Source organism: Mycobacterium marseillense (assembly GCF_010731675.1).
Taxonomy (GTDB): Bacteria; Actinomycetota; Actinomycetes; order Mycobacteriales; family Mycobacteriaceae; genus Mycobacterium; species Mycobacterium marseillense.
The window spans coordinates 1,940,155-1,962,859 of the sequence record NZ_AP022584.1; the positions used below are offsets into that span (position 1 = coordinate 1,940,155).

Here is a 22,705-nt window from a genome sequence, read left to right on the forward strand (position 1 = left end):
GGCTCAGCGCTGAGCGAGTGCCCGCGCGGCGCGGCCCAGGCTGTCGTCGACCAGCCGGTCGACGGTGCCGAAGTAGGTCGGTGACGGCCGTTTGCCCGCCAGCTCTGCGACCGCTTGCTGCTCACCCAGAACATCTGCGGCGTCGAGGTTTTCGGCCATCCGCTGCGTGTGCACGGTCAGTCCGGTCAGCAACTCCGCGGTGTGGGATCCCGCGACCACGGTGCGCCGGCCCAGGGTGCGCAGGGTGTCCCATTCGGCGTGCCACGCCCCGTCGGGCCGTTCGTCGTTGGCCAAGGCCGCGGCGGTGTGCAGGGTTGCGGCCAGCGGCGGCGCCGACAGGGCGGCGCGGCGGATCAGGATGGACAGCACGGGGTTGCGCTTGTGCGGCATGGACGACGAGCCGCCCCGGTTGTCCGCCGTCGGCTCGCTGAGTTCGGCGATCTCCGGGCGGGCCAGCGTGACGACATCGGAGGCGATGCGGCCCCAGCCGTCGGTGCAGCCGACGAGGGCGTCGCCAGCTGCGGTGATCGGCGCGCGGGCCGTGTGCCAGGGCGGCCGCAGCGCCAGGCCCAACGCGGTCGCCGTGTCCGCGGCGAGGCGCGCCGACACCCCGGCCGGGTCGGAGGTGCCGGTGAGCAACGCCGCCAACTCCGTGGTGGCGGCCAATGTCCCTGCCGCGCCGCCGATTTGGGCGGGCGTGCTCAGTGTGGCCACCCGCTCGAAGGCGTCGACGACCGCATGCAGCCAGCCGGCGGCCTTGGCACCGAAGGTGGTGGGGGCGGCGTGCTGGGTGAGGGTGCGGGCCACCATCGGCGTGGCCCGGTGCCGTGTGACCAGTTCGGACAGCGCAGAGATCTGCTCTCTCAGCTGGGTGAGCAGGTCATCGGCGACCGCGCGCGTGGCCAGCATCAGGCTGGTGTCCAGCACGTCCTGGCTGGTGAGCCCACGGTGAATCCACGGCGCGACGGCCGGTTCCGCGCGGTGGCGCAGCAGCGTCACCAGACCGACGACGGGGTTGCCGCCGTCCTCGGCGGCAACGGCGAGCGCCTCGCAGTCGTTGTGCGTGACCAGATCCCACAGGTCGGCGCCGGCGCACCGGGTGGGTGCCAGTCCGGCGCCCGCCAGCGCGCTCAGCCACGCGGATTCCACCGCGACCATCGAGCCCAGCAGCGCCTCATCGGTCATGTGCTCGCCGGCTCGATGGTCGCCGGGCCACAACAGGTTGGTCATCGCGCGTCCACCCGGTACGCCAGAAACACGGTCTCGGCCGGTCCCTGCAGGTGGATGTCGAAACGGTATGTGGCGCCGTCGTTTTCGGCGGCACAGAGCAACGTGGCCAGGCGCTCGGCGGAAACAGCCGCCAGCAGCGGATCGGCGTCCGGGCCGGCTCCGGGTAGGTAGGCGCGGGTGAACAGCCGGTTCAATAGCCCCCGGGCGAACACGGTGAGCGCGAAGAACGGGGGCCGCCCGTCGATTATCGAACCCGGGGGCAGGGTGGTGAACGCGTAACGGCCGGCTCCGTCGGTCGCGCACCTACCCCAGCCGGTGAACGGTGTGGGGTCGCGGCGGCGCAGCGAACCGGCCTGCCGCGCAATGCGTCCCGCGCTGTCGGGCTGCCAGACTTCGACCAATGCGTCGGGGACCGCGGCGCCGCCGCCGTCGTACACGGTGCCGTGCAGCCGGATGGCCTGCGGGTGGCCGCCGTCGACCAGCTCGCTGTCACCGGGGTACGGCAGCCCCAGGTCGAGGAAGGGTCCGACCGTTTGCGCTGGGGTGCAGGCTGTTTCAGTCATGCGCGCCTTCGGTGGGTGTCGGCGCGCCGCCAGTCAGCACGATGTCCCACCGGTACCCGGTCGCGTACTCGGGCTCGGTCAGGTCGTGGTCGTAGCGGGCGATCAGCCGCTGCCGCGCGGCCGGATCGAGGATGGACTGAAAGATCGGATCAAGGTCGAACATCGGGTCGCCCGGAAAGTACATCTGGGTGACCAAGCGCTGGGTGAAAGCGGTTCCGAAAACGGAGAAATGGATGTGCGCCGGGCGCCAGGCGTTGTGGTGGTTGCGCCACGGGTAAGGGCCGGGCTTGATGGTCAGGAATCGATAGGAGCCGTCCGGCCCGGTCAGGCAGCGCCCGGCGCCGGTGAAGTTCGGGTCGAGCGGGGCCGGGTGCTGGTCACGCTGGTGGCGGTAACGCCCGCCGGCGTTGGCCTGCCAGATCTCGACCAGTTGGCCCGCCACCGGCCGGTTGCCTTCGTCGAGGACGCGTCCGGTCACCACGACGCGCTCCCCGATCGGCTCGCCCGGATGCCCGGCCGTGAGGTCGGCGTCGAGCGGGTCGACGTCCTGGTGGCCGAAGCACGGCGCCCAGAGCTCGACCCCCTCGGGGTCGAGCTCGACCAGAGGTTGTTTCGGATGGCGCAGCGTCGTGCTGCGATACGGCGGATAGTCGAGCCGCGGCTGCCCGTCTCCCCCGGCGGCGCCCAAGTATTGCGCTGCGATGCGGGCGATCTCCGCCGTGATGTCAGCCTGAGAAGCGACACACTCGGCGTCCATGAGGCGTGACGCTACTCTCGATGCTCCCCCGAAACCCGCAAGCGGGCGGTGTCGTCGGGCTAGAGGGAGCGCACCAGCGCCGCGCGACCCTTGGTACGCATCTTGTACGCCGCGGAGCCCCGGTATTGCTCCATCTTCGCGGCCATTTTGTTGCCGAGCTCTTCGAGTTCGTCGTCGGTGATCTTGACCTCCGGCGGGGCCGGGATCATGTCGCGTTCCTCCTCGTCGGCGTGCGCCTCCAGCACCGTCTTGAAGGAGTTCCACTCGTCCTCGTAGCCGGGCGAGCTTTGTGGGGTGCGCAGCAGCACCGAAAGCTGGTCGACGACTTGGCGGTGTTCGGCGTGGGCGACCGCGATCAGCTTGGTGGCCGCGCGCAGCGCCGGGTAGTACAGGTCGTCCTCGATCCGGAAGTGGATGTCGAGCTCGATCAGCAAATCGTCGAAAAGTTCATGTCGCTCTTCGGAATTCACCGGCGCGTCGCTGATCTTGCGGCCGAGGCCCTTGATCACGATGTGATGTTCCTTGAGCACGTCGTAGGCGTTCAATTGGCTCCTCCTTTAGCGATTCCGACCGCGCCGCCGGGAGCGTGCTGCTGCTCACCGCGGACTTCGACCACCCCGTCGACCAACCGGGCCTCGTAGCACGGCAGCGGCGCCGCTGCCGGACCGCGCACCACCTCGCCCGACTCGGCGGCGAACCACGAGCCGTGCCAGGGGCACACCAACCGGCCACGGTCCATCCAGCCGTCGGCCATCGGGGCGGCCAGGTGAGGGCAGAATTCGCCGTACGCCGCGACTTCTCCTGGCTCGGTCTGACAGACCACCAGGCCCACCCCGTCGACCTCGACGCGTACCGGTTTGCCGTTGAGCGAGCTCGCCGGCAGCACCGGTGTCCAGGTGGAGGTACGCAGCCGCGGGCCCGACTGGTCGATGCCGATGCCGGAGTCGAAAACCAGCGCCCCACCGAGGTAGCTGCCGGCGACGGTGATGCCGTAGCCCAGCGCGGTGAGCACGATGCCCCGCCCGTGGCGCCCCTTGCGCCGGTCCCACCACGACTGCATGTACAGCGCGGTGGCGGCCACGTTTAGCAGGCCGTGTACGGCGCCGACCCGGCGGTCCTCCTCGTGGGTGTGCTGCCAGTCGGTGACGCCGGTGACGGCCGAGCCCAGGCTCGCCAGAATGCCGACCCCGAGGGCGCGGGAGGCGAAGCGCGAGGCGTCGACGACCTCGGACGCGGGCTGGCCCGGCAGCAGGCTGAGCGCGTCCAGTGCCACCGTCGTGCCGAGCGCGCCACTGGTCAGCGACGCCAGCGGCGGGTGCACCGGGTGCCCGAGCCACACCCCGTTGAGCGCGTTGGCGACGCTGTTGCGGGCGCCGCCCAGCCCGTTGTAGGCGAAGCTGAGCAGGTGTTCGAACCGATAGCTCGGTCGATCCATCCACTCCTGGCGCCCGATAGCGGCCAGAACCTTCGATCCGACCCGCTGCAATCGACCCCCGCGTGGCCGACCCACCATGGCACCCTGCCTTTCCTCAAATCAGTGGAAAATACCCGTTAATAACCGCAAAACCGAACGATTACCCGCAGTTTACTCCGCGCTCACATACGCCGAACGGGTGCCGTGACCCACCGTAGCCGGGGGTTTCCGGCTTGTAATTGTGTGCAACCTGTGAATCAGCCCCCAGGATTCTGGTGGGCACCCTCCGACGCGATCGCCGCGTCGATTGACCGGCACCGAAGAGTGCGGGATTCTACTGAGCGGAGAGTATTTCTTTAGAACAGAGGAATTGATGGCGGGCCAAAGCGACGAATTGGTCGGGGTGTTCGACAACGTGCGCCGCGGGATGATCCCCGCGCACATCTACAACGACCGGGAACTGTTCGCGCTGGAAAAGGAACGGCTATTCGGCCGGGCGTGGACGTTCGTGGGTCACGAGTCCGAAATCCGGCACGACGGCGACTACGTGGTGCGCCGGGTCCTCGACGACTCGTTCATCATCACCCGCGATTCCACCGGGGAGGTCCGGGCGCTGTTCAATATGTGCCTGCACCGCGGGATGCAGGTCTGTCGCGCGGAGATGGGAAACGCCTCCAACTTTCGCTGCCCGTACCACGGCTGGACCTACCGCAACGACGGCCGGCTCACCGGGCTTCCCTTCCACCGGGAGGCCTACGGCGGAGACGAGGGCTTTGCCAAAAACCAAACCCTGTTGCCCGCACCGAATTTCGCGAGCTACAACGGCCTGCTGTTTATCAGCCTGGATCCGAATGCCGATCCGCTGCAAGACTTCCTGGGCGACTTCAGGTTCTACCTGGACTACTACACCAAACAAAGCGCCGGTGGCGTCGAGGTGCGTGGGCCGCAGCGCTGGCGGATCAAGGCGAACTGGAAGATCGGCGCGGAGAACTTCGCCGGCGACATGTACCACACCCCGCACACCCACGCGTCGATCGTGGACATCGGCCTGTTCCGCGAGCCAAAAGCCCAGAAGCGCAAGGACGGCGCCACCTACTGGGCGCACCGCGGCGGGGGTACCACCTACAAACTGCCCCCCGGCAACTTCGAGGAGCGGATGCGCTACGTCGGTTATCCCGACGACATGATCGACCGGATCAGGGACGTGTGGACGCCGCAACAGCAGCGGGTGGTCGGCGAGGACGGGTTCATGATCTCGGCCGCGACCTGCTTTCCCAACCTGAGTTTCGTGCACAACTGGCCCAAGCTGCCCGGCAGTGAGCAGGTGCTGCCGTTCATCTCGATAAGGCTGTGGCAGCCCATCAGCGAGAACGAGACCGAGGTCTGTTCGTGGTTCGCCGTGGATTCCGCCGCTCCCCCGCAGTACAAACAGGATTCGTACAAGGCGTACCTGATGTGCTTCGGGTCGACGGGCATGTTCGAACAGGACGATGTGGAGAACTGGGTGTCGCTGACCACCACCGCGGGCGGTTCGATGGCGCGGCGGCTGCTGCTGAACAGCCGCATGGGCCTGCTCGCCGACGACCGGCCCGTCGTCGAGGCCTTGGCACCCAACGCCTTTCACGGCCCCGGACGCGCCCAGGTCGGCTACAACGAGCACAACCAGCGGGCCCTGCTCACCATGTGGGCCGACTACCTGCAGGGGGTCGGCGCATGAGGAAGTCCGTACCCTTCAACGATATCCGCCACCTCGAGGCGCACCAGTTCCTGGTGGACGAGGCGTACCTGCTCGACGCCCAGCGGTATGAGGAGTGGCTGGACACGCTGACCGACGACATCCGTTACACCATGCCGGTGCGGGTCACGACCGCGCGTGGCGCCGGCTTCGACACGTCGCCGGGAATGGCCCATTTCGACGAGGACAAGTACTCCCTGACCCAGCGGGTCGCGCGGATGGGCACCGAGCACGTGTGGGCCGAGGACCCGCCGTCGCGGCTGCGGCACTTCATCACCAACGTGCGGACCTTTGAGTGCGACGACCCCGAGGACCCGGCACACCTGGTGGTCGAATCGGCCGAACTGCTGTTTCGCAGCCGCGGCGACGTCAACGACGGCGCCCTGATGTCCTGCGGACGCGAGGACGTGCTGCGCCGGTGTGGCGATCGCTGGAAGTTGGCCCGCCGCACTATCCTCGCCGACGAGGCGGTGCTACGAATGCAGAACCTGGCGGTGTTTTTATGAGCGACGGACCCATCACGATCGCCAACGAATTCACCGAGGTCGTGGTGCGCCGGGTCGACACCCGCAACGGGTCGCGCCTGCTGATCAGCGCCCCCCGGTCCGGGCAGTGGATCACCCTCGACGCGCTCGAGGTCGAGGCCTTGACCTGGCAGAACCCCCGTACGCTGGCTGCCATGGTCGGCAAGTCCCACGCGCCGCTGCTGCCCGACGATCCCGAGGAGGGCGATGGCGGGCTGGCTTGAGGGCAAGCGCGCGCTGGTCGTCGGCGCCGGTTCGGGGATCGGCCGCGCCGTGGTCGATGCGTTTCGCGGCGAAGGCGCGAAAGTCGCTGCGCTGGAACGTGATCGGGAAAAGTGCGCCACCTTGCGCGGACAACTTCCCGATGTCCCGGTGGTCGAGGGCGACGCGACCACCTACGAGGCCAACGAACGGGCCGTCGCCGCCGCGGTGAATGCCTTCGGCGGGCTGGACACCCTGATCAACTGCGTCGGAATCTTCGACTTCTACAAGGGAATCGGCGACATCGACCCGCACGACCTGCCCGGGGCGTTCGACGAGATGTTTCGCACCAACGTGCTCAGCCATCTGCAGTCGGTCAAGGCGGCGATTCCGGCGCTGCGGCGCGCGCCGGCGTCCTCGATCGTGCTGACCGAGTCCGCCTCGTCGTTCTATCCCGGACGCGGCGGCGCGCTCTACGTCTCCTCGAAATTCGCGGTGCGCGGGCTGGTCTCGGCGCTGGCCTACGAGTTGGCGCCGGGGATCCGGGTCAACGGCGTGGCGCCCGGCGGCACACTGCACACCGATCTGCGCGGCCTCGCCAGCCTGGGACTGGGCGACACCCGCCTGGACGACAGACCCGACCGGGCCGCCGAGGTGGCGGCCCGCACCCCCCTGCACGTCGCGCTCACCGGCGAGGACCACGCGTTCAGTTACGTGTTCCTGACGTCCGACCGCTCCCGTGGGATCACCGGCGAAACCGTGCGCCCCGACGGTGGATTCGGCCTCGGCGCGCCCACATCCGAGCCGAAACGGACCCAGCCGTGAGCGACCGACTGGAACGGCAACGGACCCTGGTCGCGCAGGGCTGCCGCGTCGCGGCCGCCCGCGGCCTGGTCGACGGCATGCTGGGCCACCTGAGCCAGCGGGTCGACGACGAGCGCCTGCTGGTGCGCTGCCGCAGTGACGCCGACGACGGGGTGGCGTTCACCCGGCCCAGCGACATCCGGCTCGTCCGATTCGACGGCACCGCCGGCGCCCCAGGCGAACTCGACGAGTACCGGGTGCCCAACGAACTGCCCATCCACGTCGAGACCATGCTGGCCGACCCGCGCCATACGGCGGTCGCGCACCTGCATCCACCGGCGGTGGTCGCGGCCGACCTGGCCGGCATCACCATCCGGCCCATCTACGGCGCCTACGACATTCCCGGCGCCTGGCTCGCGCGCGGCGGTGTCCCCGTCTACGAACGTGCCGTGCTGATCCGGGATTCGCGGCTGGGCAAGGAGATGGTGGCGGCCATGCGCGGTGCGCCCGTGGTGATCTGCCGCGGGCACGGAATCACCAGTGCGGCAGCCACGGTGCCGCAGGCGGTGCTGCAGGCGATCAGCCTTGACGCGCTGGCGCGGATGTCGTTGCGGGTGCGCGCGGCCGGCGGCACGCTGCGCGACATCGACGACGCGGACTGGGAGGAACTACCGGACCTGGGGCCCGCGTTCACCGCCGAGGCGGCCTGGCGCCACGAAGTGGCGCGGCTCCCGTCGGGGCCGCCACCGTCACCGGCTTAGCTGAGCTGATCGCCAATCTCCTTGGCGGCGTTGACAAGTGCGGCGGCGACCGCGGGATACCGGGAGGTGTCCAGCCGGTGCTGCGGCGCGGCGGCGTTGAGCGCGAGCCGCAGGCCGGGGGCCCGGGTCGGGATGGGCACGGCGACAGAGGCGACGCCTTCCTCGCTTTCTTCCCGGTTGGTGGCGTAGCCGCGCTCGCGGACGCCGGACAGCTCGGCCTCCAGCTCGGCGCGGCTGGCGATCGAATGCGTGGTGATGCGCTCGAGCCGTTCGTGCGGCAGCAGCGCACGCAGTTCCGGTGGCGACAACTGGGCCAGCATCACCTTGCCCGTCGAGGTGCAGTGCGCGGGCATCGCGCGACCCAGCCGGGACGCCACCCGCACCGCGGCCGGACCCTCGACGGCGGCGACGAAGCGGACGCTGGCGCCGTCGAGCATTCCCACGTGCACCGTTTCGCGCAGCTGCTCGCTGAGCCCGCGCAGGATGGGCGCGGCGGATCGCGCGATGTCGATACGGCCGAAGATGGCGAACGCCACCCCGGTCAACGACGGGCCGGGCAGGTACGCCTTGGACACCGGGTCCTGCCGGACGAACCCGCGGTAGGCCAGCATCGCCAGCAGCCGGTGTGCGGTCGACGACGCCACACCCAGATAACGGGTCGCCTCGCTCAACCGGATCTGGGGTTGTTCGCCCAACAGCAACAGCAGCTTGAGCGCATTGTCGACCGACTCGATCGGATACTGCGGCGCAAGCGATTCGGCGGGCGGCCCCGCCGCGGCGTCCAAGCCGGTGCGCTCACGCTTGGGTGGCATGGCTCAACGGTAACCAGTTGTGGGCACAACTTCGCGTTATTCTCGGCTTCGTGAGCGGGGCTCGTCACGCCGGATACCGCCGTTACGTCGCGATCGGCGACAGCCAGACCGAGGGCCTGTGGGACGGTGACGACGCGATCGGCCTGCTCGGATTCGCCGACCGCCTCGCCGTCCGCGTCGACGCGCTCTATCCCGGCCTGGAATATGCCAACCTCGCGATCCGCGGCAAACGGATCGGCCACGTGCTCGCCGAGCAGGTTCCCCGGGCGCTGGCGATGCGGCCGGACCTGATCACCGTGTGCGCGGGGATGAACGACGTCATCTGGCCCGGGCGCTCGTTTGGTCCCGCGCTGATCGACCTCGACCGCATTTACGCCGCGCTGGCCCGATCGGGGGCCACGGTGGTGACGACGACCTTCCCGAACGTCGCGCAGTTCCTTCCGCTCGGGCGGCTGGTGGCCGGGCGGCTGGCTCGCATCAACGGGGCGATCAGGGCGGCCGCCGATCGCTACGGGTTTCGGCTCGTCGACCTGTACGGCGCTGCCTCGATGGGTGAGTTGGACACGTGGGCGCTAGATCGGGTGCACGCCTCGACCAGAGGGCACGTGTTGTTCGCGGCCGCGGCCGCCGAGGCGCTCAATCTGCCGGGCAGCAACCATGATTGGGCCCGCCCTGGCGTCCAGCCCGCGCGGCGTCCCGTTGCCGCGGGCGCGTACGAGCAGTGGCGCTGGACGCGGGAGAGTTTCGTCCCGTGGGTGTGGCGGCGACTGCGCGGCCACTCGTCGTATGACGGTCGCGAACCCAAACGCCCGCGTTTGGAAGGCCTGGGCGCCGCAAGCGAATTGAAACGCACACCTTAGGGCGCGGATCGCGGACCGGTCAGGCATCCTTGACCCATGAATGTGGAGCCCTTGCTGCACTCGATCCCGCCGATCGCGGTCTACGCGGTGGTCGGCGGCGTGGTCGGGATCGAGAGCCTGGGCATCCCGCTGCCGGGCGAGATCGTGTTGGTGACCGCGGCGCTGATGTCGTCGCATCACGACCTGGCCGTCAACCCGATCGGGGTCGGCACCGCCGCGGTGATCGGCGCGGTGGTCGGGGATTCGATCGGGTACGCGATCGGGCGCCGGTTCGGCATGCCGCTGTTCGACCGGCTCGGGCGGCGGTTCCCGAAGCATTTCGGCCCCGGGCACATCGCGCTCGCCGAGAAGCTGTTCAACCGGTGGGGCGCTCGGGCGGTCTTCCTGGGAAGGTTCATCGCACTGTTGCGGATTTTGGCCGGGCCGCTGGCCGGCGCCCTGAAAATGCACTATCCGCGGTTCCTGGCGGCCAACGTCTCGGGCGCCATCTGCTGGGCGGGCGGCACGACCGCGCTGGTGTACTTCGCCGGGATCGCGGCCGAACGCTGGCTGGAGCGGTTCTCCTGGATCGGGCTGGTGGTCGCCGTGGTGGCCGGTCTGACCGCGGCAATCCTGTTGCGGGAGCGTACATCACGGGCGATCGCGGAACTGGAGGCCGAGCATCACCGCAAGACCGCGGAGACGGCCACGAAAGCCGACACGGTCTGACTACACGGCCTCGCCGGTGTCGGCCACTAGCGGCGGCCGGTGTTCGTCGATCAGGGCGCGGGCCATCCGGCGGGCGCGCTTGGCCGCGTCGAGGTCCCCGACGGCGGCGAGGATGATGGCGCCCTTCATCAGGATGTGCCAGGACGAAGCGAAGTCCTCGACGTCGGTCAGGCCCGCCGCAATCGCGCGGCGGCGCACGATGTCGCGGACGTGGTCGATGTGGATGATGCAGGCCTGTCCGGCCGGATGGTCCGGTCCCAGTTCGAGCAGCACGTTGATGAACGAGCAGCCTTCGTAGCCGTCACGCAGCTGGAACCAGTCGTGCATGACGTCGAAGATCGCCAGCAACTGTTCCTCGGGGGTGGTGCCGCGGCGCCGCGACTGCTCCTCGATCAAACCGTGGGTCCACAGTTCCTCGCGGCGCTCCAGCACGGCCAGCACGAGGTCGTTCTTGGTGGCGAAATGGCGGTACAGCGTCGCCTTGGCGACGCCGGCCCGGGCGATCACCTGGTCAGTGCCCACGGCCCGGATGCCACGCCGGCTGAACAGCTCATATGCGGCGCTCAGCACGCGTTCCCGAGCCGATGCCGCGGGCGTCCCGACATCGGAAGTTGTCATACGGGCCTTACCGTACTCTTAGCCCCCCGGCCATAGACAGACCGCCCTGTCTCGTTATACAAATGAGATTCGCATCCGCGAACAGTCTGTCTTCAGACAATAGGACGGGCATCCGTCGCGGCGTCTCTCGGGCGTCGGTCGATCAGGGGGTCCCTCATGAACGCAGCCATTGCGGAACAATTGCCCACCACCCATCTCATGCTGAGCACCAAATTGGTCTATGAGCTGGGCGATCCCAACAGCACGCTGCGGGCCACCGCCGATCGCAGCGGCCCGGCGGTGCTGATCTACGCGGGGGGCGAGATCGACGCCTGCAACGAGGACACGTGGCGCCACCTGGTCAGCGAGGCGGCCAGCGTCGTCGCCGCGCCCGGCCCGTTCGTCGTCGACGTCACCGGGCTCGAGTTCATGGGCTGCTGCGCGTTCGCGACGCTCGCCGACGAGGCGAAACGCTGCCAGCAGCGTGGCATCGAACTGCGGCTGGTGAGCTGCGAGCCGATCGTCGCCCGTATCATCGACGCGTGCGGGCTCAGCGGCGTGCTGCCCATCTACCCCACCGTCGACTCCGCGTTGTCCGCGGCCGCACGCTGGTAACCACCCGGCACTGCTCGGCCGTAACCGGCTGAATGAGCGGCCACCCCACCGTCGGCGCAGAGGAAGAATTCCTCCTCATCGACCCGCGAACCGGTGAGCCGTCGCCCAAGAACGCCGACGTGGCGGCCGAGGCCGAGCGGCGCGGTGTCACGTTGCAGCTGGAACTGAGCAGCTGCCAAGTGGAAACCACTTCCGACGTGGCGGCGAGCGCCGCCGAGCTCGGCGAGGAACTGCGCCGGCTGCGGCGCGCGGCGGCCGAAGCCGCGCAGGCCGTCGGCGTCCAGCTGCTGGCCTGCGGGCTGCCGCCGGCCACCCCGCACGAGTTCCCGGTCACCGACACCCCGCGCTACCGCCGGATCGGCGAAGAGTTCGGAATGATCGCCCACGAGCAGGGCATCAGCGGATGCCACGTGCACGTGCAGGTGCCCGACCGTGCCGCGGCCATCCATGTCAGCAATTGGCTGCGGCCGTGGCTGCCGTCGTTGCTTGCGCTGTCGGCCAATTCGCGGGTGTACCGCAACGCCGACAGCGGCTACGCGAGCTGGCGCAGCGTGCTGTGGCGGCGCTGGCCCGCCGCGGGAGCGCCGCCGTTCTTTGACTCGCCCGAGGAATACGACGACGCGGTACGCATGCTGGTCGACACCGGGGTGATCCTCGACAAGGACATGATCTATTGGGACGTGCGCCCTTCGGCGGACTTTCCGACGGTGGAGGTCCGCGTGGCCGACGTGCCCGCCACGGTCGACGAGACCGTGCTGCTGGCCACCTTGATCAGGGCCGCCGTGATGACGGCGCTCGAGTCGCCCGACGACGCTGGGCGGCTGCCGCCCGGCGCGCTGCGCGCAGCATATTGGAAGGCTGCCCACGACGGATTGTCCGGGCACACACTCGATCTCATCCACGGCCGAGGGGCGGTGCCGGCGCGTGCGCAACTTGCAGCGCTGGTGCAGCGGGTACGCCCGGCGCTGGAGTCGCTGGACGAATACGAGCACGTTGTCGGTGAACTCGACCGCGTCGCGGCCCACGGCAACGGGGCGATGCGTCAGCTGCGGGCATGGCGCCGACGCGGCGAGGTGCGCGACGTCATCGCCGAGGCCGCCACTGCCACGCTGAGTTGAGAGAAACGTTCAATCCCGTTGTGGCGCACGAGTTCCCGTCAGGCCACCGCGAGCAGCCGATACAGCCCGATCAGGCCCACGACCACGATGATGGCGCGCAGCGCGTTACCCGATAGCCGGCGCCCGTAACGCGCCCCGAGCAGCCCACCGACCAGCGAGCCCGCCGCGATGAGTCCGGCAGCGGGCCAGTTGATCCGGTCGAACGCCGCCGCCGTATAGGCAACCGCGGCAACCACATTCACTACCAGAGCCAGGAGGTTTTTGGCGGCGTTCATGCGCTGCACCGACTCCGGCAGCAACGCCCCCATCAGCCCGACCAGCAAAATGCCCTGGGCGGCGGTGAAATAGCCACCGTAGACGCCGACCGCGAAGGTGCCCAACACCAGCGTGGCCATCCGCCCCGGCGGGACGTGCTCGGGTGAGCGGCCCGCCTGCGCGGCGCGCCGGGCGGTCCACGCCTGGATCCGCGGTCCGACCACCACCAGTGCGAGCGCCAGCACCAGCAGCACCGGCACGATCTCGGCGAACACCTTCTCCGGCAGATGCAGCAGCAGATAGGCGCCCAGCGCCGCGCCGGCCAGCGATGCCGGGAGCTGCCAGCGCAACCGATCCCATTGACCGCCCAACTCCGCGCGATAGCCCCAGGTAGCCGATACGCTACCGGCGACCAGGCCCGTCGCGTTCGACATGGTGGCCGTCACCGGCGGAAAGCCGAGCGCAACCAGCGTCGGGAAGGTGATCAGGGTGCCGGAGCCGACGAGCGCGTTGATCGCCCCGGCCGCCAGGCCGGCCAGGCATATGAGGAACATCTGAAATGGCGACACCGAAGAAAAACCTTAGACTGCCGCCGATTTCGTCGCGCGCTCAGGCGCGCGGCGCTTCGGCGCCGCGCTCGACCCCGGTGCGCAGCTTGACCGACGCCGAATACGCCAGCGTCCGAAAGTGCAGGACCGGGTCGTCGGAGGGCTCGATGCCGTCGGTCACGCGCATCGGGTCGAACACCACGATGTCGCCGCCGTGCTCGCGTTCAGTGTCCGGACCCGTGATGTGCAGGGAGCCGACGGTCACGATCTGCGTGCTCTGCCAGGCCGACGATGGGTCCACCGTGGAGTCGGTGGGGCCGGCGATCTGCACCCGGAAGTCGAATCGCACCGGTCCGACCGCCAACCGCGTCGCCAGCTCCGCGGTGAGGAAGTCCGGATCCTTGCCGTGAGCGTCCGGGGCCGACAGGTAGTCCTCGGCCGCCGTCGGAACGAGGTGGTAGCGAACGAATCTCGCGCTGCCGTCGGCGGCGACCCACCGGAACGCGTGCAAGCCGTGGTATTCGGTGGTGGCGTAGCTGGCCGGGATCCGGTTGGCCTCGCGCAGGATGGGCAGCGCGGCCAGCAGCCTCGGATGGGTGAGCAGGTGTTTGCCCATGCGCAGCGGCGTCGTCAGGCCGGGCCGCATCGCCTTGAGCAGGTCGATGAAGCCGTGAGGTGTGCTGGAGACGAAGAGCCGGGCGGTCTGCGTCGAGACGTCGGTGGTGGAGCCGTCGGGCAGGGTGAACTTCACCGCCATCCCGCGCACGCCGGGCCGGCCGTCGCGCTGTTTGGGGTTGCCCGACCCATTGGAGAAGCGGATCAGCGCCGGCACCGGCGAGCCATCGAGATGCCTTGCGCGCGAAAGCATCGCCGCGTCGGAGGCCGCGGTGAACGTGCCGCGATACAGCGTGCCCTTGGCGTGCAATGCGCGACAGCCCGGCTGAGCACCCCCGGCGCCCCGGATCGCCTCGATCGCCTGGTCAGGGGTTAGTCCACCGCTCATGGACGAATCTTAGTGGCATTTGAATCCCAGTGGTATCAGCTGGGAAAGCCGAAAAGTTCGACGACGCCGTGATCGCGACCGGCCGTATAGCCGCCGTCGACGGCGAGGGCCTGGCCGCTGACGAACGAGGCGTCGGGTGACAGCAGGAAGGCGGCCATGGCCGCGATCTCCTCGGGCTGTCCGAGCCGCTGCAACGCGTGCTCCTTGGTGATCGAGGCGAGCGGGCCCTCCATCCCGGGAATGCTGAACACGCTGTGCGCCATCGGGGTTTCGATGAAGCCGGGGCAGATGACGTTGGCCCGGATGCCGCTCGGCCCGTAGTCGAGGGCGATGTTCTTGGTGAGCAGCACGACGCCGCCTTTGGCCGCGTTGTAGGAGCTGCCGCCCGCGGTGCCCTCCAGGCCCTCGACGCTGGCGACGGTCACGATCGAGCCCCGTTCGCCGTCGGCGCGGGGTTGTTCGATCATTCTGGCCAGGGCCGCCTTCGCGACCAGGAAGGTGCCGGTGAGGTTGATCCCGATCACCCGGTCCCATTCGGCGCGGTCGAGCAGGTGCACCGGGCCTCCCCCGGCGACACCGGCCGCGTGGAAGAGGCCGTCGAGGCGGTCTGGCACGGCGCCCAGCACCGCCGCGATCGCGGCTTCGTCGGTCACGTCGGCGGGCACGAAAGTGAACCGTGGGCCCAGATCATCGGGCGGTGCGGTGAGGTCGGCGCCGACGACGGTGGCGCCTTCGGCCAACAGCCGTCGCGCGGTGGCCAGCCCGATCCCGGAGGCGGCGCCGGTCACGACGAAGGTGCGCGAATGGGCGCGATCGGGGTTCACCATGTCGGTCCTTCTCGGGTGGCTGGGTTGGGCGCCGGCCCCGTCATGGTGACACACCGCCTCGGGATCAGTTCGCGGATACCGGATTTCCCCGTAAACGACCTCGTGCCCTTGCGTTTCCGCGATGCTCGACATCGCCGCTGGGCCCCCTGAATCAGCTCGTGGCAGCACCACTTTGGACACTGCGGCGGCCGGCGGAGGACGATGGACGCACGGGCGAATTATTCCGCGCCCGACGGTGTTAGGAGCAAGCATGTCAACAACTCGGACTCGGCCGCGCGCCACCTCGACACACTCGAGCAGTTGGCGGTTCGGGGCACTGGGCGCGGCGGTGGCGATCGTCGTCGCCGCCGGCACCGAGCCAACGACCGGGGTGGGGCTGCTCTCGGAGGAGGCGATCGCCATCGCGCAGGGCATCGCGGTGACCCCCGCGCCCGGCTGGACGCTGGGAAACCGCGGCCCGAACTGGGTGGCGCTGAACAACCCCGACACAAGCGCGCAGATGCGGATCACCGTCAAACAAGCCGGCGGCACCGATGCCGCCGCGGTGCTGCAAGCCGACATCGATCAGTTCACCCGCGGCGCATCGGCGATCTTGACCGGTGTGGATCGACTGACCGCGCCCGACGTCAAGCCGCTGCAGGGGCCCAACTTTCAGCAGGAAGCGTCCCTCAATTACACGGCCAGCGTGGTTCACCCGCAGGGCACGATCCCGGTGATCGGCACGTTCACCGAGCTGCTGAACACCTCGAATGGCCGCTCGGCGTTCATCGACTTCCGGCAGAACAGCAGCGCGACCACCCAGGCCGCCGGCGACGGCGGGATGATGATCGGCTCCATGGAGTGAGGTCCGGACCGCCTACGCTCGCAAGGGTCGGCGTCGCGTGCGCAGCACCGATCCCGTATGACCGACTGGACACATCGAACGCGGAGGGGTTCATGCCACAAGCCGACACGGCGGAGACGCTCGCCGGGATCGTCGAACGACACGCGCGGCAGCGGCCCGAGGCGATCGCGATCCGCTACGGCGAGCGCCAGTGGTCCTGGGCCGACTGGAGCTCGCGGATACGGCGCGCGGCGGGGGCGCTGCGCGACGCCGGGATCGAGCGGGGCCAGTGCGTGGCGTTCCTGGACAAGAACCATCCCGCCTGCCTCGAGGTGCTGATCGCCGGGGCCTCCATCGGGGTGGTCACCACCGTCGTCAACTGGCGGGTGATCGGCGACGAGCTCGTCCACGTCCTGGCCGACAGCGGGGCCCGCGTGCTGCTGGTCGGCGCCGAGCTGCGGGCCGCCGCCGAGGCGGCCGCCGAACGCGTACCCGGCCTGGAACGCATCATCGAGGTCGGCGACGAATACGAATCATTGCTCGCCGCGGCGTCACCGACCGAGGCCGACGCCGGCCTCGACGAGAACGAGACCGCGCTCGTGATCTACAGCTCGGGCACCACCGGAAGGCCCAAGGGCGTGCTGCTCAGCCAGCGCGCGCTGGTCAATCATGCGGCGAACCTGGCGCCGGCGTTTCCGTTCGCCGACGGGGACGCGAACCTGGTCGCCATGCCGTTGTTCCACGTCGGCGGAATCGGTTACGCGCTGTTCGGCATCCGTTCGGGCGCACCGACTTTCCTGACCCGCGAGCCCGACGCCGCGACGCTCATCGGCGCGGTGCGCGCCGGAGCCACCCACGCGTTCTTTGTGCCGCCGGTGATCGCCCGGTTCCTGCAGGCCGGTGAGGCGGCGACCGCCGCCATCGCCGGCCTGCGCTACATCGTCTACGGGGCGGCGCCGATGCCGCTGCCGTTGCTGCATCGCGCGCTGTCGACCTGGCCGGACACGAAGTTCGTGCAGGTGTACGGGCAGACCGAGCTCTGCGGCGCCGTCACGGCGCTCTCCGACGCCGACCACCGTGATTCGGCGCGACCCGAATTGCAGCTCTCGGCCGGAAAGGCGGTGCTGGGCTGTGAGATTCGCGTCGTCGATGCCGAGACGGGCGCGTCGTTGCCGCCCGGGGAGTCCGGCGAGGTGTGGGTGCGCAGCAACCAGAACATGACCGGGTACCTCAACCGCCCGGAGGCGACGGCGGAGACGATCACCGACGACGACTGGGTGCGCACCGGCGATGTCGGGCGCCTCGACGCCGACGACTATGTCTACATCGAAGACCGGCTGAAGGACATGATCATCACCGGCGGCGAGAATGTGTACGGCCCCGAGGTAGAAAGCGTGCTCATCGAGCATCCCGCTGTGGCCGACGCGGCGGTGATCGGGGTGCCCGACGACTTCTGGGGAGAATCGGTCAAGGCGATCGTGGTGGCCGACGGCGAGACCGATCCCGCCGGCATCATCGGCTTCTGCCGACAGCATCTGGCGGGCTTCAAATGTCCACGCACCGTGGACTTCGTGGCGGAGCTCCCCCGCAACGCGAGCGGAAAAATCCTCAAAACACAGCTGCGCGAACCGTTTTGGAAAGACCGGTCGCGCGGAATTTGAGGCGTTACAGGCGTCCCTCGACGCGCAGTTCCGGATGCACCCAGTCGGGCGAGCGGCGTTCCTTGAACGAGCGGAAGCCCTCGATGGCCTCGGCGTCGGACAGGCTGGAGCTCATGCCGATGCGGTCATACAGCCCCAGGTAGCTGTCGATGCTGGACTTGATGACGCCGCGGGCGCGCGGCGCGGTCCGACAGCATTGCGCGAGCACGTCTTTCGCCGCCTCCAGCAGGCCCTCGTGCGGCACCACCCGGGTGACCAGACCCCAGTCGAGGGCTTCGACCGCGGTCAGCACCCGTCCGGTGAACATGAGGTCGCGGGTGCGTACCGGGCCGACGACGCGGGTGAGCATCTGGCTGTAGTAGGTGTCGGCGTAGCCGCGGAACAACTCGGGCACCCGGAAGGTCGCGCGGTCGCTGACCACCGACAGGTCGCTGCACAACGCGATCTGGAATCCGCCGCCCTGGCACAATCCGTTGACCGCGGACACGATGGGCTTGGCGGAGGTTCGCACCGCGTCGAAAGGCGTCACGTCCATGCCCAGCGCGGAGCCGAACGTGATCCAGTTGTCCTCGCCTCCCCCGCCGCCCATGTCGCCGCCGGGCGCGAAGACATCGCCGGTTCCGGTGAGCACCAGCCCGGCGAGATCCGGGTCCTCGTTGAGACGTCCCACGGCGTAACGGATTCCGAAGTACATCGCGGGACTCAGGGCATTGCGCGCTTCGGGGCGGTCGATCGTGCACACCGCAATCGGCCCCTGACGCTCGAAGCGCAGATAGGGTGTGCCCAGCCAGTCTCCCTCGGGAGGACGTGGGGTGCTCGGCGGTGTCGAAGGATTCTGCGCCACGGGGCTCCTCTCGGGTCGGCGCCGCTACTGTAGCTCTTACAGTATCCGCGGCCTCGGGCGCCACCCCGATACCGAGCTCCGAGGGGTTCAGGGCCGGCCGCGGCTCCCGGTGCTCGCGTGCTGGCGTTCCAGTTCGCGCAGGCGGCGCGCTTCCCTCGTCAGCCAGGCCAGCCCGGCCGCGGCCGCCAGCAACGCCACCACGACGGCGGCGATTCCAGCGCCAACCTGGCCCGCGGCGAAGCACGCGAGGCAGATTGCCAACGCCACTACTCCGGCCCCCACGAGAAGCAAACCCGGGGCTTTGGCGGGATTTTTCAGAGCTTGGCCAACCCGTGGGCGGCTGGATCGTTGATGATCGAGCGGATCTCGAGCCGTGTCTCCCATGATCCCTTCCTGTAGTGCTGTGTGAGTCGTCATCTACAGCTGTACCCCGTTGCAGGAGTGGGTAATAGTCGCGCGGCGCTTTGTATTGCGCGCCGATGCTGCGCTATTGCTTTACGGATACGGTCTTTTCGCGAACCTGTTCTCGTTATCGCAGGATCTGCGCGAGCTTTCGCCATCGGCGATGCCGGTGGCGGAACATGAGCCGGACGAAGGCGCGGGTCAGCAGCCCGTGCAGGCCGTCGTCGGTTTCGATCTCGTCGGTGTAGCGGCAGCTGTGCTCGTCGATCGGTTCGAACGTCAGGCGGTGGTTCCACGTGCGGACCGGTCCGCCGTGTTCGTTGGTGTAGATCTCGGTCGGCTCGAGGCGCTTGATGGTCAGGTGGTGGGTCCAGGCCGGGATCACCCCGAACCACCAGAACCGCGCCGATCCCTGGGTGCCGACCTCGATGCGCTCGGGGACGTCGAGGCGGTAGATCCGCAGCACCGGGCTCAGCACGTGGCGCATCAGCTCGGGCTTGCGCGCCAGGGCGGCCGCGGTCTCGGCCGGGATCGGCAGCTCGGTAGTTAGGGTTACCTTACTCACGGGGTTCATGGTGGCCCACTGGGCTCGATCCGGCAAGGGCAGCGCGCCCGGCCGCGACTTCATCTCGCCGAGCGGTTAACCCGACACGGGGTACGGAGTGGGCCGCCACCCGGTGCGGGAGGCGTCGGGTGAGGCCAGGGCGCTACAGCGCGAGGATGCGGAGGCTAGTGAGGTGGATCAAAGGGCCGACTGGTCATTGACCTGTGTCGATGTGTGGTCCCGGCTGGGATCGAACCAGCGACCTTCCGCGTGTGAAGCGGACGCTCTCCCACTGAGCCACGGGACCGGCGCCGAGATGGCGAACGAGGTCGAAGACTAGCACGTGCAGACCCCGACAATACCGGCCGCATCGGCATGCCAGGCGCGACGCGATAGCCTAGACACGGCGCGTACCAAGAAATTTGTATGTGCCCGCTCACGTGGACTATCGTCGTGCTTCGCACCGGGCGACGATCTCGCCCGTGGCGCGCGGATGTAGCGCAGTTGGTAGCGCATCACCTTGCCAAGGTGAGGGTCGCGGGTTCGAATCCCGTCATCCGCTCGAAGGTGCAAGTGGCGTGGATCCCAACGGTGGAGTGGCCGAGTGGTGAGGCAACGGCCTGCAAAGCCGTGCACACGGGTTCGATTCCCGTCTCCACCTCCAAGATTTTGGTTCCCCGGCGCGATTAGCTCAGCGGGAGAGCGCTTCCCTGACACGGAAGAGGTCACTGGTTCAATCCCAGTATCGCGCACCATGTTTGACCTGCGGTTTCATCCGCAAAATCGGCCCGCGTGACCTAGATATGACCTGACTCGCTGCAAAACCCGAGAGCGGTTGTGTCACGCGGCCGTTCATCACTCGTCATCCACGCCCGATGACCAACGCGACCAGATCGCGCGATTCATTCACCGACGAACCGCAGTTTGCTGCGCCCCGTCCCCCGCGGCCGGCGACAACAGCAGCATCCGTCGCGAGGGCGCCCGACGAGCCGCGGCGTTTGTGCCGGTCCCGACATATGTCCGATTCCGACATTTGCGCTGGTAGCGACATATGTACGAATTACCTTGCAGCCCTTGGCAATTCGGTATCCGGTGGGTTAGCTTCAGCGCATGACAACCACCCATGCAATCCTCGCGGAACTCGACGCCGCCGGCGTTTTCGCCGGGTTGCCGGTCGACGACGGCGAACTTCTGGTCGCCGCGCTGAGCTTCGACGTCTGCCTACGCGGTGACCCGGCCCGCTCGATGCGGTCCCGCGCCGCGGCGGTGCGGGCCGGCCGGTGGCCGTGCGTCGACCGCGCCGGCGTCGCCCAGGCGCTCGACGTCGCCGCGAACATCTTGGACACGATGTGAGCGGGCCCGCGCCCCGACCGTTCCCACCGGCATGGGCCGGCCTGGTCGAGGCGTACCTGGTGGCTGAGGCGGGCGCGGGCCGGTCGCCGGCCACGATCGCCACCCGCCGCGGGCATCTGGCCTTCATGGCCCGCGGGCTCCGATGCGTGCCGGCGCGGGTCACGACGGCCGGCATCCTGGCGTGGATGGGCAAGCAACAGTGGGCGATTGAGACGCGCCGCAGTCACCGCGCGACCGCCGTGTCGTTCTTCGGGTGGGCGCACCGCGCCGGCCACCTGGCGACGAACCCAGCCGCCGGCCTTCCGGTGATGCGCGCGGCTGCGCCGGCGCCGCGGCCGGCCCCCGATGCGGTGTGGTCGCCGGCGATCGCCGGCGCCGATGCGCGGGTGCGGTTGATGCTGCGTCTCGCGGCCGAGGCCGGCCTACGGCGTGCCGAGATAGCGCGCGTGCATCGCCGCGATCTGACCCGCGGGCCGGCCGGCGCCGAGCTCCTGGTCCACGGCAAGGGCGGCAAACTGCGCGTCGTGCCGCTCGGCGACGACCTGGCCGCGGCGATCGCCGATGCCCTATGTCAGACATACCCCGTCGCCAAGGGGGTACGTCTGACGGACACCCTTTCCGATGGGGTGATACGAAATCACCCCATCGACGGCTACCTGTTCCCCGGCACCGACGACGGTCACCTGTCGCCGCGGTGGGTCGGCAAGCTCATGACCGGCGCCCTGCCAGACCATTGGACCGCGCACACCCTGCGGCACCGATTCGCCACCAGGGCATACCGCGGATCCCGCAATCTGCGGGCCGTGCAAGTTCTGCTCGGCCACTCATCGGTCGCGACGACGGAGCGGTACACCGCAGTCGACGACGACGAGATCCGGGCCGCGGCGATGGCCGCGGGGTGCTGAGTAGACGGTCGCCGCTACGGCCATGAGAGCCGCAGCACCCTCGCCCTGTCGTCGGCTGCGCGCTGTGACTGCTCGAACGGGTTCGTAGCTCTCCGCTCCACCAGGTCGACGAGATCCTTCATCAGCCATTGCGCGTGCAAACTCGGGTACAGCAGCTTCCCCGGATCACTTGTCACTCGCGCCTTGAGGACGCCCGGTTCGTCTGTTTCTTGGAACATTTCGTCGTCGGCCATCCCGAGATACACCCACGGCCGACCGTGGGCGTAGCCGGAACACATCTGCCAGGAAAGCAGAGGCTTCGACGTCGGCGCGTTCGTGTCCGCGTAGGTGACCGCCTCAGTGCTCCGGTATCCGCCCGTCACGTCAGCCTGAACGGAACCGCGACTTGCGATCGCACCAAGCCGCGCATACTTGGCTTTCTTCATGGCCGCGTCAGACATGTCGAGTGATTCGAGCGCAGGGTGTTGGTCGTGAAAGTTCTTGGCATGCCAACGCAACACGCGTTCGACGCGAACGCTTCGCCTCGCCGGATGCAAGATCCAGAACCCCGACGACAGAATTTCGAGCGCACCGCGGACAAGGGTGAACGGCGCCGCGCTGTGAAGCACGTTGAGGTCGATGAGAAGTGACTTCATCGCATGTAGGTGATCGACACCGGCCACGATGCACATTTGCACCGCATGCGAAACCTGAAAAGGATCGCTTGCCCGGTCGTCACCGGCCAACGACGACCCCTGCGACACCGCGAAGTCCATAGGATCGTTAACCCGGTCCATCATTCGGTCGACGTCTGATGCGAACGTCGCCCACAGCGCGTCAATCTTGTCCGGGCTCAGCGCGT

The 22,705-nt window shown here is 68.7% G+C and carries 27 protein-coding genes and 4 tRNA genes; 16 read left to right on the plus strand and 15 right to left on the minus strand.

From position 1 onward, the window contains the following. Window positions 1-3 precede the first annotated feature (3 nt). The 5 genes from G6N26_RS08385 to G6N26_RS08405 are packed head-to-tail and all read right to left on the minus strand — an operon-like array spanning window position 4 to window position 4,063. Window positions 4-1,230 carry a lyase family protein gene (locus tag G6N26_RS08385; protein WP_083019197.1) on the minus strand — a complete coding sequence of 409 codons (1,227 nt, stop codon included), beginning with the start codon at window positions 1,228-1,230 and terminating at the stop codon, window positions 4-6. Next, complete coding sequence (pcaG, locus tag G6N26_RS08390) at window positions 1,227-1,793, minus strand: protocatechuate 3,4-dioxygenase subunit alpha (protein ID WP_083019199.1); 567 nt, start codon at window positions 1,791-1,793, stop codon at window positions 1,227-1,229. Before pcaG ends, G6N26_RS08385 begins: the two co-directional genes overlap by 4 nt. Continuing rightward, window positions 1,786-2,550: a protocatechuate 3,4-dioxygenase subunit beta gene (pcaH, locus tag G6N26_RS08395; RefSeq protein ID WP_067168164.1), complete on the minus strand. Its 765-nt coding sequence runs from the start codon at window positions 2,548-2,550 to the stop codon at window positions 1,786-1,788. Before pcaH ends, pcaG begins: the two co-directional genes overlap by 8 nt. 59 nt (window positions 2,551-2,609) lie before the next feature. Then, the gene (locus tag G6N26_RS08400; protein WP_067168163.1) at window positions 2,610-3,095 is read right to left on the minus strand and encodes a hemerythrin domain-containing protein; all 486 of its coding nucleotides are present in this window, start codon (window positions 3,093-3,095) and stop codon (window positions 2,610-2,612) included. After that, entirely contained in the window at window positions 3,092-4,063 is a 972-nt protein-coding gene (locus tag G6N26_RS08405) for a Rieske (2Fe-2S) protein (RefSeq protein WP_067168162.1), read from the minus strand. Before G6N26_RS08405 ends, G6N26_RS08400 begins: the two co-directional genes overlap by 4 nt. A 274-nt stretch (window positions 4,064-4,337) precedes the next feature. Between G6N26_RS08405 and G6N26_RS08410 the strand changes: the two genes are divergently transcribed. From G6N26_RS08410 to phtC, 5 genes are read left to right on the plus strand one after another with little or no spacing between them, the layout of a single operon-like run. Then, entirely contained in the window at window positions 4,338-5,681 is a 1,344-nt protein-coding gene (locus G6N26_RS08410) for an aromatic ring-hydroxylating dioxygenase subunit alpha (RefSeq protein ID WP_083019201.1), read from the plus strand. After that, on the plus strand, window positions 5,678-6,205 hold the full coding sequence (locus tag G6N26_RS08415; protein WP_083019203.1) for a 3-phenylpropionate/cinnamic acid dioxygenase subunit beta: 528 nt from the start codon (window positions 5,678-5,680) through the stop codon (window positions 6,203-6,205). The genes G6N26_RS08410 and G6N26_RS08415 overlap by 4 nt, the downstream gene beginning before the upstream one ends. Next, window positions 6,202-6,447 carry a dihydrodiol dehydrogenase gene (locus G6N26_RS08420; protein ID WP_067168159.1) on the plus strand — a complete coding sequence of 82 codons (246 nt, stop codon included), beginning with the start codon at window positions 6,202-6,204 and terminating at the stop codon, window positions 6,445-6,447. The genes G6N26_RS08415 and G6N26_RS08420 overlap by 4 nt, the downstream gene beginning before the upstream one ends. Then, window positions 6,431-7,249: a 3-(cis-5,6-dihydroxycyclohexa-1,3-dien-1-yl)propanoate dehydrogenase gene (hcaB, locus tag G6N26_RS08425; protein ID WP_083019205.1), complete on the plus strand. Its 819-nt coding sequence runs from the start codon at window positions 6,431-6,433 to the stop codon at window positions 7,247-7,249. Before G6N26_RS08420 ends, hcaB begins: the two co-directional genes overlap by 17 nt. Then, window positions 7,246-7,989, plus strand: a complete 744-nt coding sequence (gene phtC / locus G6N26_RS08430; protein ID WP_083019206.1) for a 3,4-dihydroxyphthalate decarboxylase — start codon at window positions 7,246-7,248, stop codon at window positions 7,987-7,989. Before hcaB ends, phtC begins: the two co-directional genes overlap by 4 nt. On the opposite strand, the gene G6N26_RS08435 is transcribed toward phtC, so the two are convergent. After that, window positions 7,986-8,801 carry an IclR family transcriptional regulator gene (locus G6N26_RS08435; RefSeq protein WP_083019209.1) on the minus strand — a complete coding sequence of 272 codons (816 nt, stop codon included), beginning with the start codon at window positions 8,799-8,801 and terminating at the stop codon, window positions 7,986-7,988. The genes phtC and G6N26_RS08435 overlap by 4 nt on opposite strands. 50 nt (window positions 8,802-8,851) lie before the next feature. Here G6N26_RS08435 and G6N26_RS08440 point away from each other — a divergent pair, with 50 nt between their 5' ends. Beyond that, window positions 8,852-9,661 carry an SGNH/GDSL hydrolase family protein gene (locus G6N26_RS08440; RefSeq protein ID WP_083019211.1) on the plus strand — a complete coding sequence of 270 codons (810 nt, stop codon included), beginning with the start codon at window positions 8,852-8,854 and terminating at the stop codon, window positions 9,659-9,661. Window positions 9,662-9,697: 36 nt separating this feature from the next. Further along, window positions 9,698-10,369: a DedA family protein gene (locus G6N26_RS08445; protein ID WP_083019213.1), complete on the plus strand. Its 672-nt coding sequence runs from the start codon at window positions 9,698-9,700 to the stop codon at window positions 10,367-10,369. Here the strand turns inward: G6N26_RS08445 and G6N26_RS08450 are convergent, their stop codons facing one another. After that, a complete protein-coding gene (locus tag G6N26_RS08450; protein ID WP_067168153.1) occupies window positions 10,370-10,987 on the minus strand; it encodes a TetR/AcrR family transcriptional regulator in 618 nt (205 codons plus the stop codon). A 156-nt stretch (window positions 10,988-11,143) separates the two neighbouring features. On the opposite strand from G6N26_RS08450, the gene G6N26_RS08455 reads away from it, so the two are divergent. After that, window positions 11,144-11,581, plus strand: a complete 438-nt coding sequence (locus G6N26_RS08455; RefSeq protein ID WP_067168152.1) for an anti-sigma factor antagonist — start codon at window positions 11,144-11,146, stop codon at window positions 11,579-11,581. A 32-nt stretch (window positions 11,582-11,613) separates the two neighbouring features. Then, the gene (locus G6N26_RS08460; RefSeq protein ID WP_083019215.1) at window positions 11,614-12,699 is read left to right on the plus strand and encodes a glutamate--cysteine ligase; all 1,086 of its coding nucleotides are present in this window, start codon (window positions 11,614-11,616) and stop codon (window positions 12,697-12,699) included. A gap of 38 nt (window positions 12,700-12,737) precedes the next feature. On the opposite strand, the gene G6N26_RS08465 is transcribed toward G6N26_RS08460, so the two are convergent. From G6N26_RS08465 to G6N26_RS08475, 3 genes are read right to left on the minus strand one after another with little or no spacing between them, the layout of a single operon-like run. Next, window positions 12,738-13,508, minus strand: coding sequence for a sulfite exporter TauE/SafE family protein (locus tag G6N26_RS08465; RefSeq protein ID WP_083019217.1), 771 nt, complete (start codon window positions 13,506-13,508; stop codon window positions 12,738-12,740). A gap of 55 nt (window positions 13,509-13,563) precedes the next feature. Next, on the minus strand, window positions 13,564-14,505 hold the full coding sequence (locus G6N26_RS08470; RefSeq protein WP_083019219.1) for a catalase family peroxidase: 942 nt from the start codon (window positions 14,503-14,505) through the stop codon (window positions 13,564-13,566). Window positions 14,506-14,540: 35 nt separating this feature from the next. Then, window positions 14,541-15,332 carry an SDR family NAD(P)-dependent oxidoreductase gene (locus G6N26_RS08475; protein ID WP_067168148.1) on the minus strand — a complete coding sequence of 264 codons (792 nt, stop codon included), beginning with the start codon at window positions 15,330-15,332 and terminating at the stop codon, window positions 14,541-14,543. A gap of 250 nt (window positions 15,333-15,582) precedes the next feature. On the opposite strand from G6N26_RS08475, the gene G6N26_RS08480 reads away from it, so the two are divergent. Both G6N26_RS08480 and G6N26_RS08485 read left to right on the plus strand, forming a co-directional pair. Continuing rightward, entirely contained in the window at window positions 15,583-16,176 is a 594-nt protein-coding gene (locus G6N26_RS08480) for a hypothetical protein (protein WP_232067549.1), read from the plus strand. Between the two features lie 92 nt (window positions 16,177-16,268). Beyond that, the gene (locus tag G6N26_RS08485) at window positions 16,269-17,816 is read left to right on the plus strand and encodes a long-chain-fatty-acid--CoA ligase (RefSeq protein ID WP_083019221.1); all 1,548 of its coding nucleotides are present in this window, start codon (window positions 16,269-16,271) and stop codon (window positions 17,814-17,816) included. Window positions 17,817-17,820: 4 nt separating this feature from the next. Here the strand turns inward: G6N26_RS08485 and G6N26_RS08490 are convergent, their stop codons facing one another. From G6N26_RS08490 to G6N26_RS08505, 4 genes are all read right to left on the minus strand, one after another. Further along, entirely contained in the window at window positions 17,821-18,660 is an 840-nt protein-coding gene (locus G6N26_RS08490) for an enoyl-CoA hydratase/isomerase family protein (protein ID WP_083019223.1), read from the minus strand. A gap of 87 nt (window positions 18,661-18,747) precedes the next feature. Further along, window positions 18,748-18,927, minus strand: coding sequence for a hypothetical protein (locus G6N26_RS08495; RefSeq protein WP_232067550.1), 180 nt, complete (start codon window positions 18,925-18,927; stop codon window positions 18,748-18,750). 262 nt (window positions 18,928-19,189) lie between these two features. After that, window positions 19,190-19,636, minus strand: a complete 447-nt coding sequence (locus tag G6N26_RS08500) for an SRPBCC family protein (RefSeq protein ID WP_083019269.1) — start codon at window positions 19,634-19,636, stop codon at window positions 19,190-19,192. Window positions 19,637-19,841: 205 nt separating this feature from the next. Further along, window positions 19,842-19,913: transfer RNA gene (locus G6N26_RS08505), tRNA-Val, on the minus strand. Window positions 19,914-20,095: 182 nt separating this feature from the next. Between G6N26_RS08505 and G6N26_RS08510 the strand changes: the two genes are divergently transcribed. The 5 genes from G6N26_RS08510 to G6N26_RS08530 all read left to right on the plus strand — a co-directional run bounded on the left by G6N26_RS08510 (window position 20,096) and on the right by G6N26_RS08530 (window position 21,864). Next, window positions 20,096-20,168, plus strand: a tRNA-Gly gene (locus tag G6N26_RS08510). A 28-nt stretch (window positions 20,169-20,196) separates the two neighbouring features. Continuing rightward, window positions 20,197-20,270, plus strand: a tRNA-Cys gene (locus G6N26_RS08515). Window positions 20,271-20,286: 16 nt separating this feature from the next. Next, window positions 20,287-20,361: transfer RNA gene (locus G6N26_RS08520), tRNA-Val, on the plus strand. A gap of 355 nt (window positions 20,362-20,716) precedes the next feature. Then, on the plus strand, window positions 20,717-20,959 hold the full coding sequence (locus tag G6N26_RS08525) for a hypothetical protein (protein ID WP_083019226.1): 243 nt from the start codon (window positions 20,717-20,719) through the stop codon (window positions 20,957-20,959). Continuing rightward, window positions 20,956-21,864 (plus strand): tyrosine-type recombinase/integrase, encoded by a 909-nt coding sequence (locus G6N26_RS08530; protein WP_179960305.1) that lies wholly within the window; start codon window positions 20,956-20,958, stop codon window positions 21,862-21,864. The genes G6N26_RS08525 and G6N26_RS08530 overlap by 4 nt, the downstream gene beginning before the upstream one ends. 14 nt (window positions 21,865-21,878) lie before the next feature. Here the strand turns inward: G6N26_RS08530 and G6N26_RS08535 are convergent, their stop codons facing one another. Beyond that, window positions 21,879-22,619, minus strand: a complete 741-nt coding sequence (locus G6N26_RS08535) for a hypothetical protein (RefSeq protein ID WP_083019228.1) — start codon at window positions 22,617-22,619, stop codon at window positions 21,879-21,881. Window positions 22,620-22,705 lie beyond the last annotated feature (86 nt).

Coding starts and splice junctions, on each gene's coding strand:
- G6N26_RS08385 (WP_083019197.1), bottom strand. CDS start 1,230: ATGACCAACCTGTTGTGGCCCGGCGACCATCGAGCCGGCGAGCACATG.
- pcaG (WP_083019199.1), bottom strand. CDS start 1,793: ATGACTGAAACAGCCTGCACCCCAGCGCAAACGGTCGGACCCTTCCTC.
- pcaH (WP_067168164.1), bottom strand. CDS start 2,550: ATGGACGCCGAGTGTGTCGCTTCTCAGGCTGACATCACGGCGGAGATC.
- G6N26_RS08405 (WP_067168162.1), bottom strand. CDS start 4,063: ATGGTGGGTCGGCCACGCGGGGGTCGATTGCAGCGGGTCGGATCGAAG.
- G6N26_RS08410 (WP_083019201.1), top strand. CDS start 4,338: ATGGCGGGCCAAAGCGACGAATTGGTCGGGGTGTTCGACAACGTGCGC.
- G6N26_RS08415 (WP_083019203.1), top strand. CDS start 5,678: ATGAGGAAGTCCGTACCCTTCAACGATATCCGCCACCTCGAGGCGCAC.
- G6N26_RS08420 (WP_067168159.1), top strand. CDS start 6,202: ATGAGCGACGGACCCATCACGATCGCCAACGAATTCACCGAGGTCGTG.
- hcaB (WP_083019205.1), top strand. CDS start 6,431: ATGGCGGGCTGGCTTGAGGGCAAGCGCGCGCTGGTCGTCGGCGCCGGT.
- G6N26_RS08435 (WP_083019209.1), bottom strand. CDS start 8,801: ATGCCACCCAAGCGTGAGCGCACCGGCTTGGACGCCGCGGCGGGGCCG.
- G6N26_RS08445 (WP_083019213.1), top strand. CDS start 9,698: ATGAATGTGGAGCCCTTGCTGCACTCGATCCCGCCGATCGCGGTCTAC.
- G6N26_RS08450 (WP_067168153.1), bottom strand. CDS start 10,987: ATGACAACTTCCGATGTCGGGACGCCCGCGGCATCGGCTCGGGAACGC.
- G6N26_RS08455 (WP_067168152.1), top strand. CDS start 11,144: ATGAACGCAGCCATTGCGGAACAATTGCCCACCACCCATCTCATGCTG.
- G6N26_RS08460 (WP_083019215.1), top strand. CDS start 11,614: ATGAGCGGCCACCCCACCGTCGGCGCAGAGGAAGAATTCCTCCTCATC.
- G6N26_RS08465 (WP_083019217.1), bottom strand. CDS start 13,508: ATGTTCCTCATATGCCTGGCCGGCCTGGCGGCCGGGGCGATCAACGCG.
- G6N26_RS08470 (WP_083019219.1), bottom strand. CDS start 14,505: ATGAGCGGTGGACTAACCCCTGACCAGGCGATCGAGGCGATCCGGGGC.
- G6N26_RS08475 (WP_067168148.1), bottom strand. CDS start 15,332: ATGGTGAACCCCGATCGCGCCCATTCGCGCACCTTCGTCGTGACCGGC.
- G6N26_RS08480 (WP_232067549.1), top strand. CDS start 15,583: ATGTCAACAACTCGGACTCGGCCGCGCGCCACCTCGACACACTCGAGC.
- G6N26_RS08485 (WP_083019221.1), top strand. CDS start 16,269: ATGCCACAAGCCGACACGGCGGAGACGCTCGCCGGGATCGTCGAACGA.
- G6N26_RS08500 (WP_083019269.1), bottom strand. CDS start 19,636: ATGAACCCCGTGAGTAAGGTAACCCTAACTACCGAGCTGCCGATCCCG.
- G6N26_RS08525 (WP_083019226.1), top strand. CDS start 20,717: ATGACAACCACCCATGCAATCCTCGCGGAACTCGACGCCGCCGGCGTT.
- G6N26_RS08535 (WP_083019228.1), bottom strand. CDS start 22,619: ATGGACTTCGCGGTGTCGCAGGGGTCGTCGTTGGCCGGTGACGACCGG.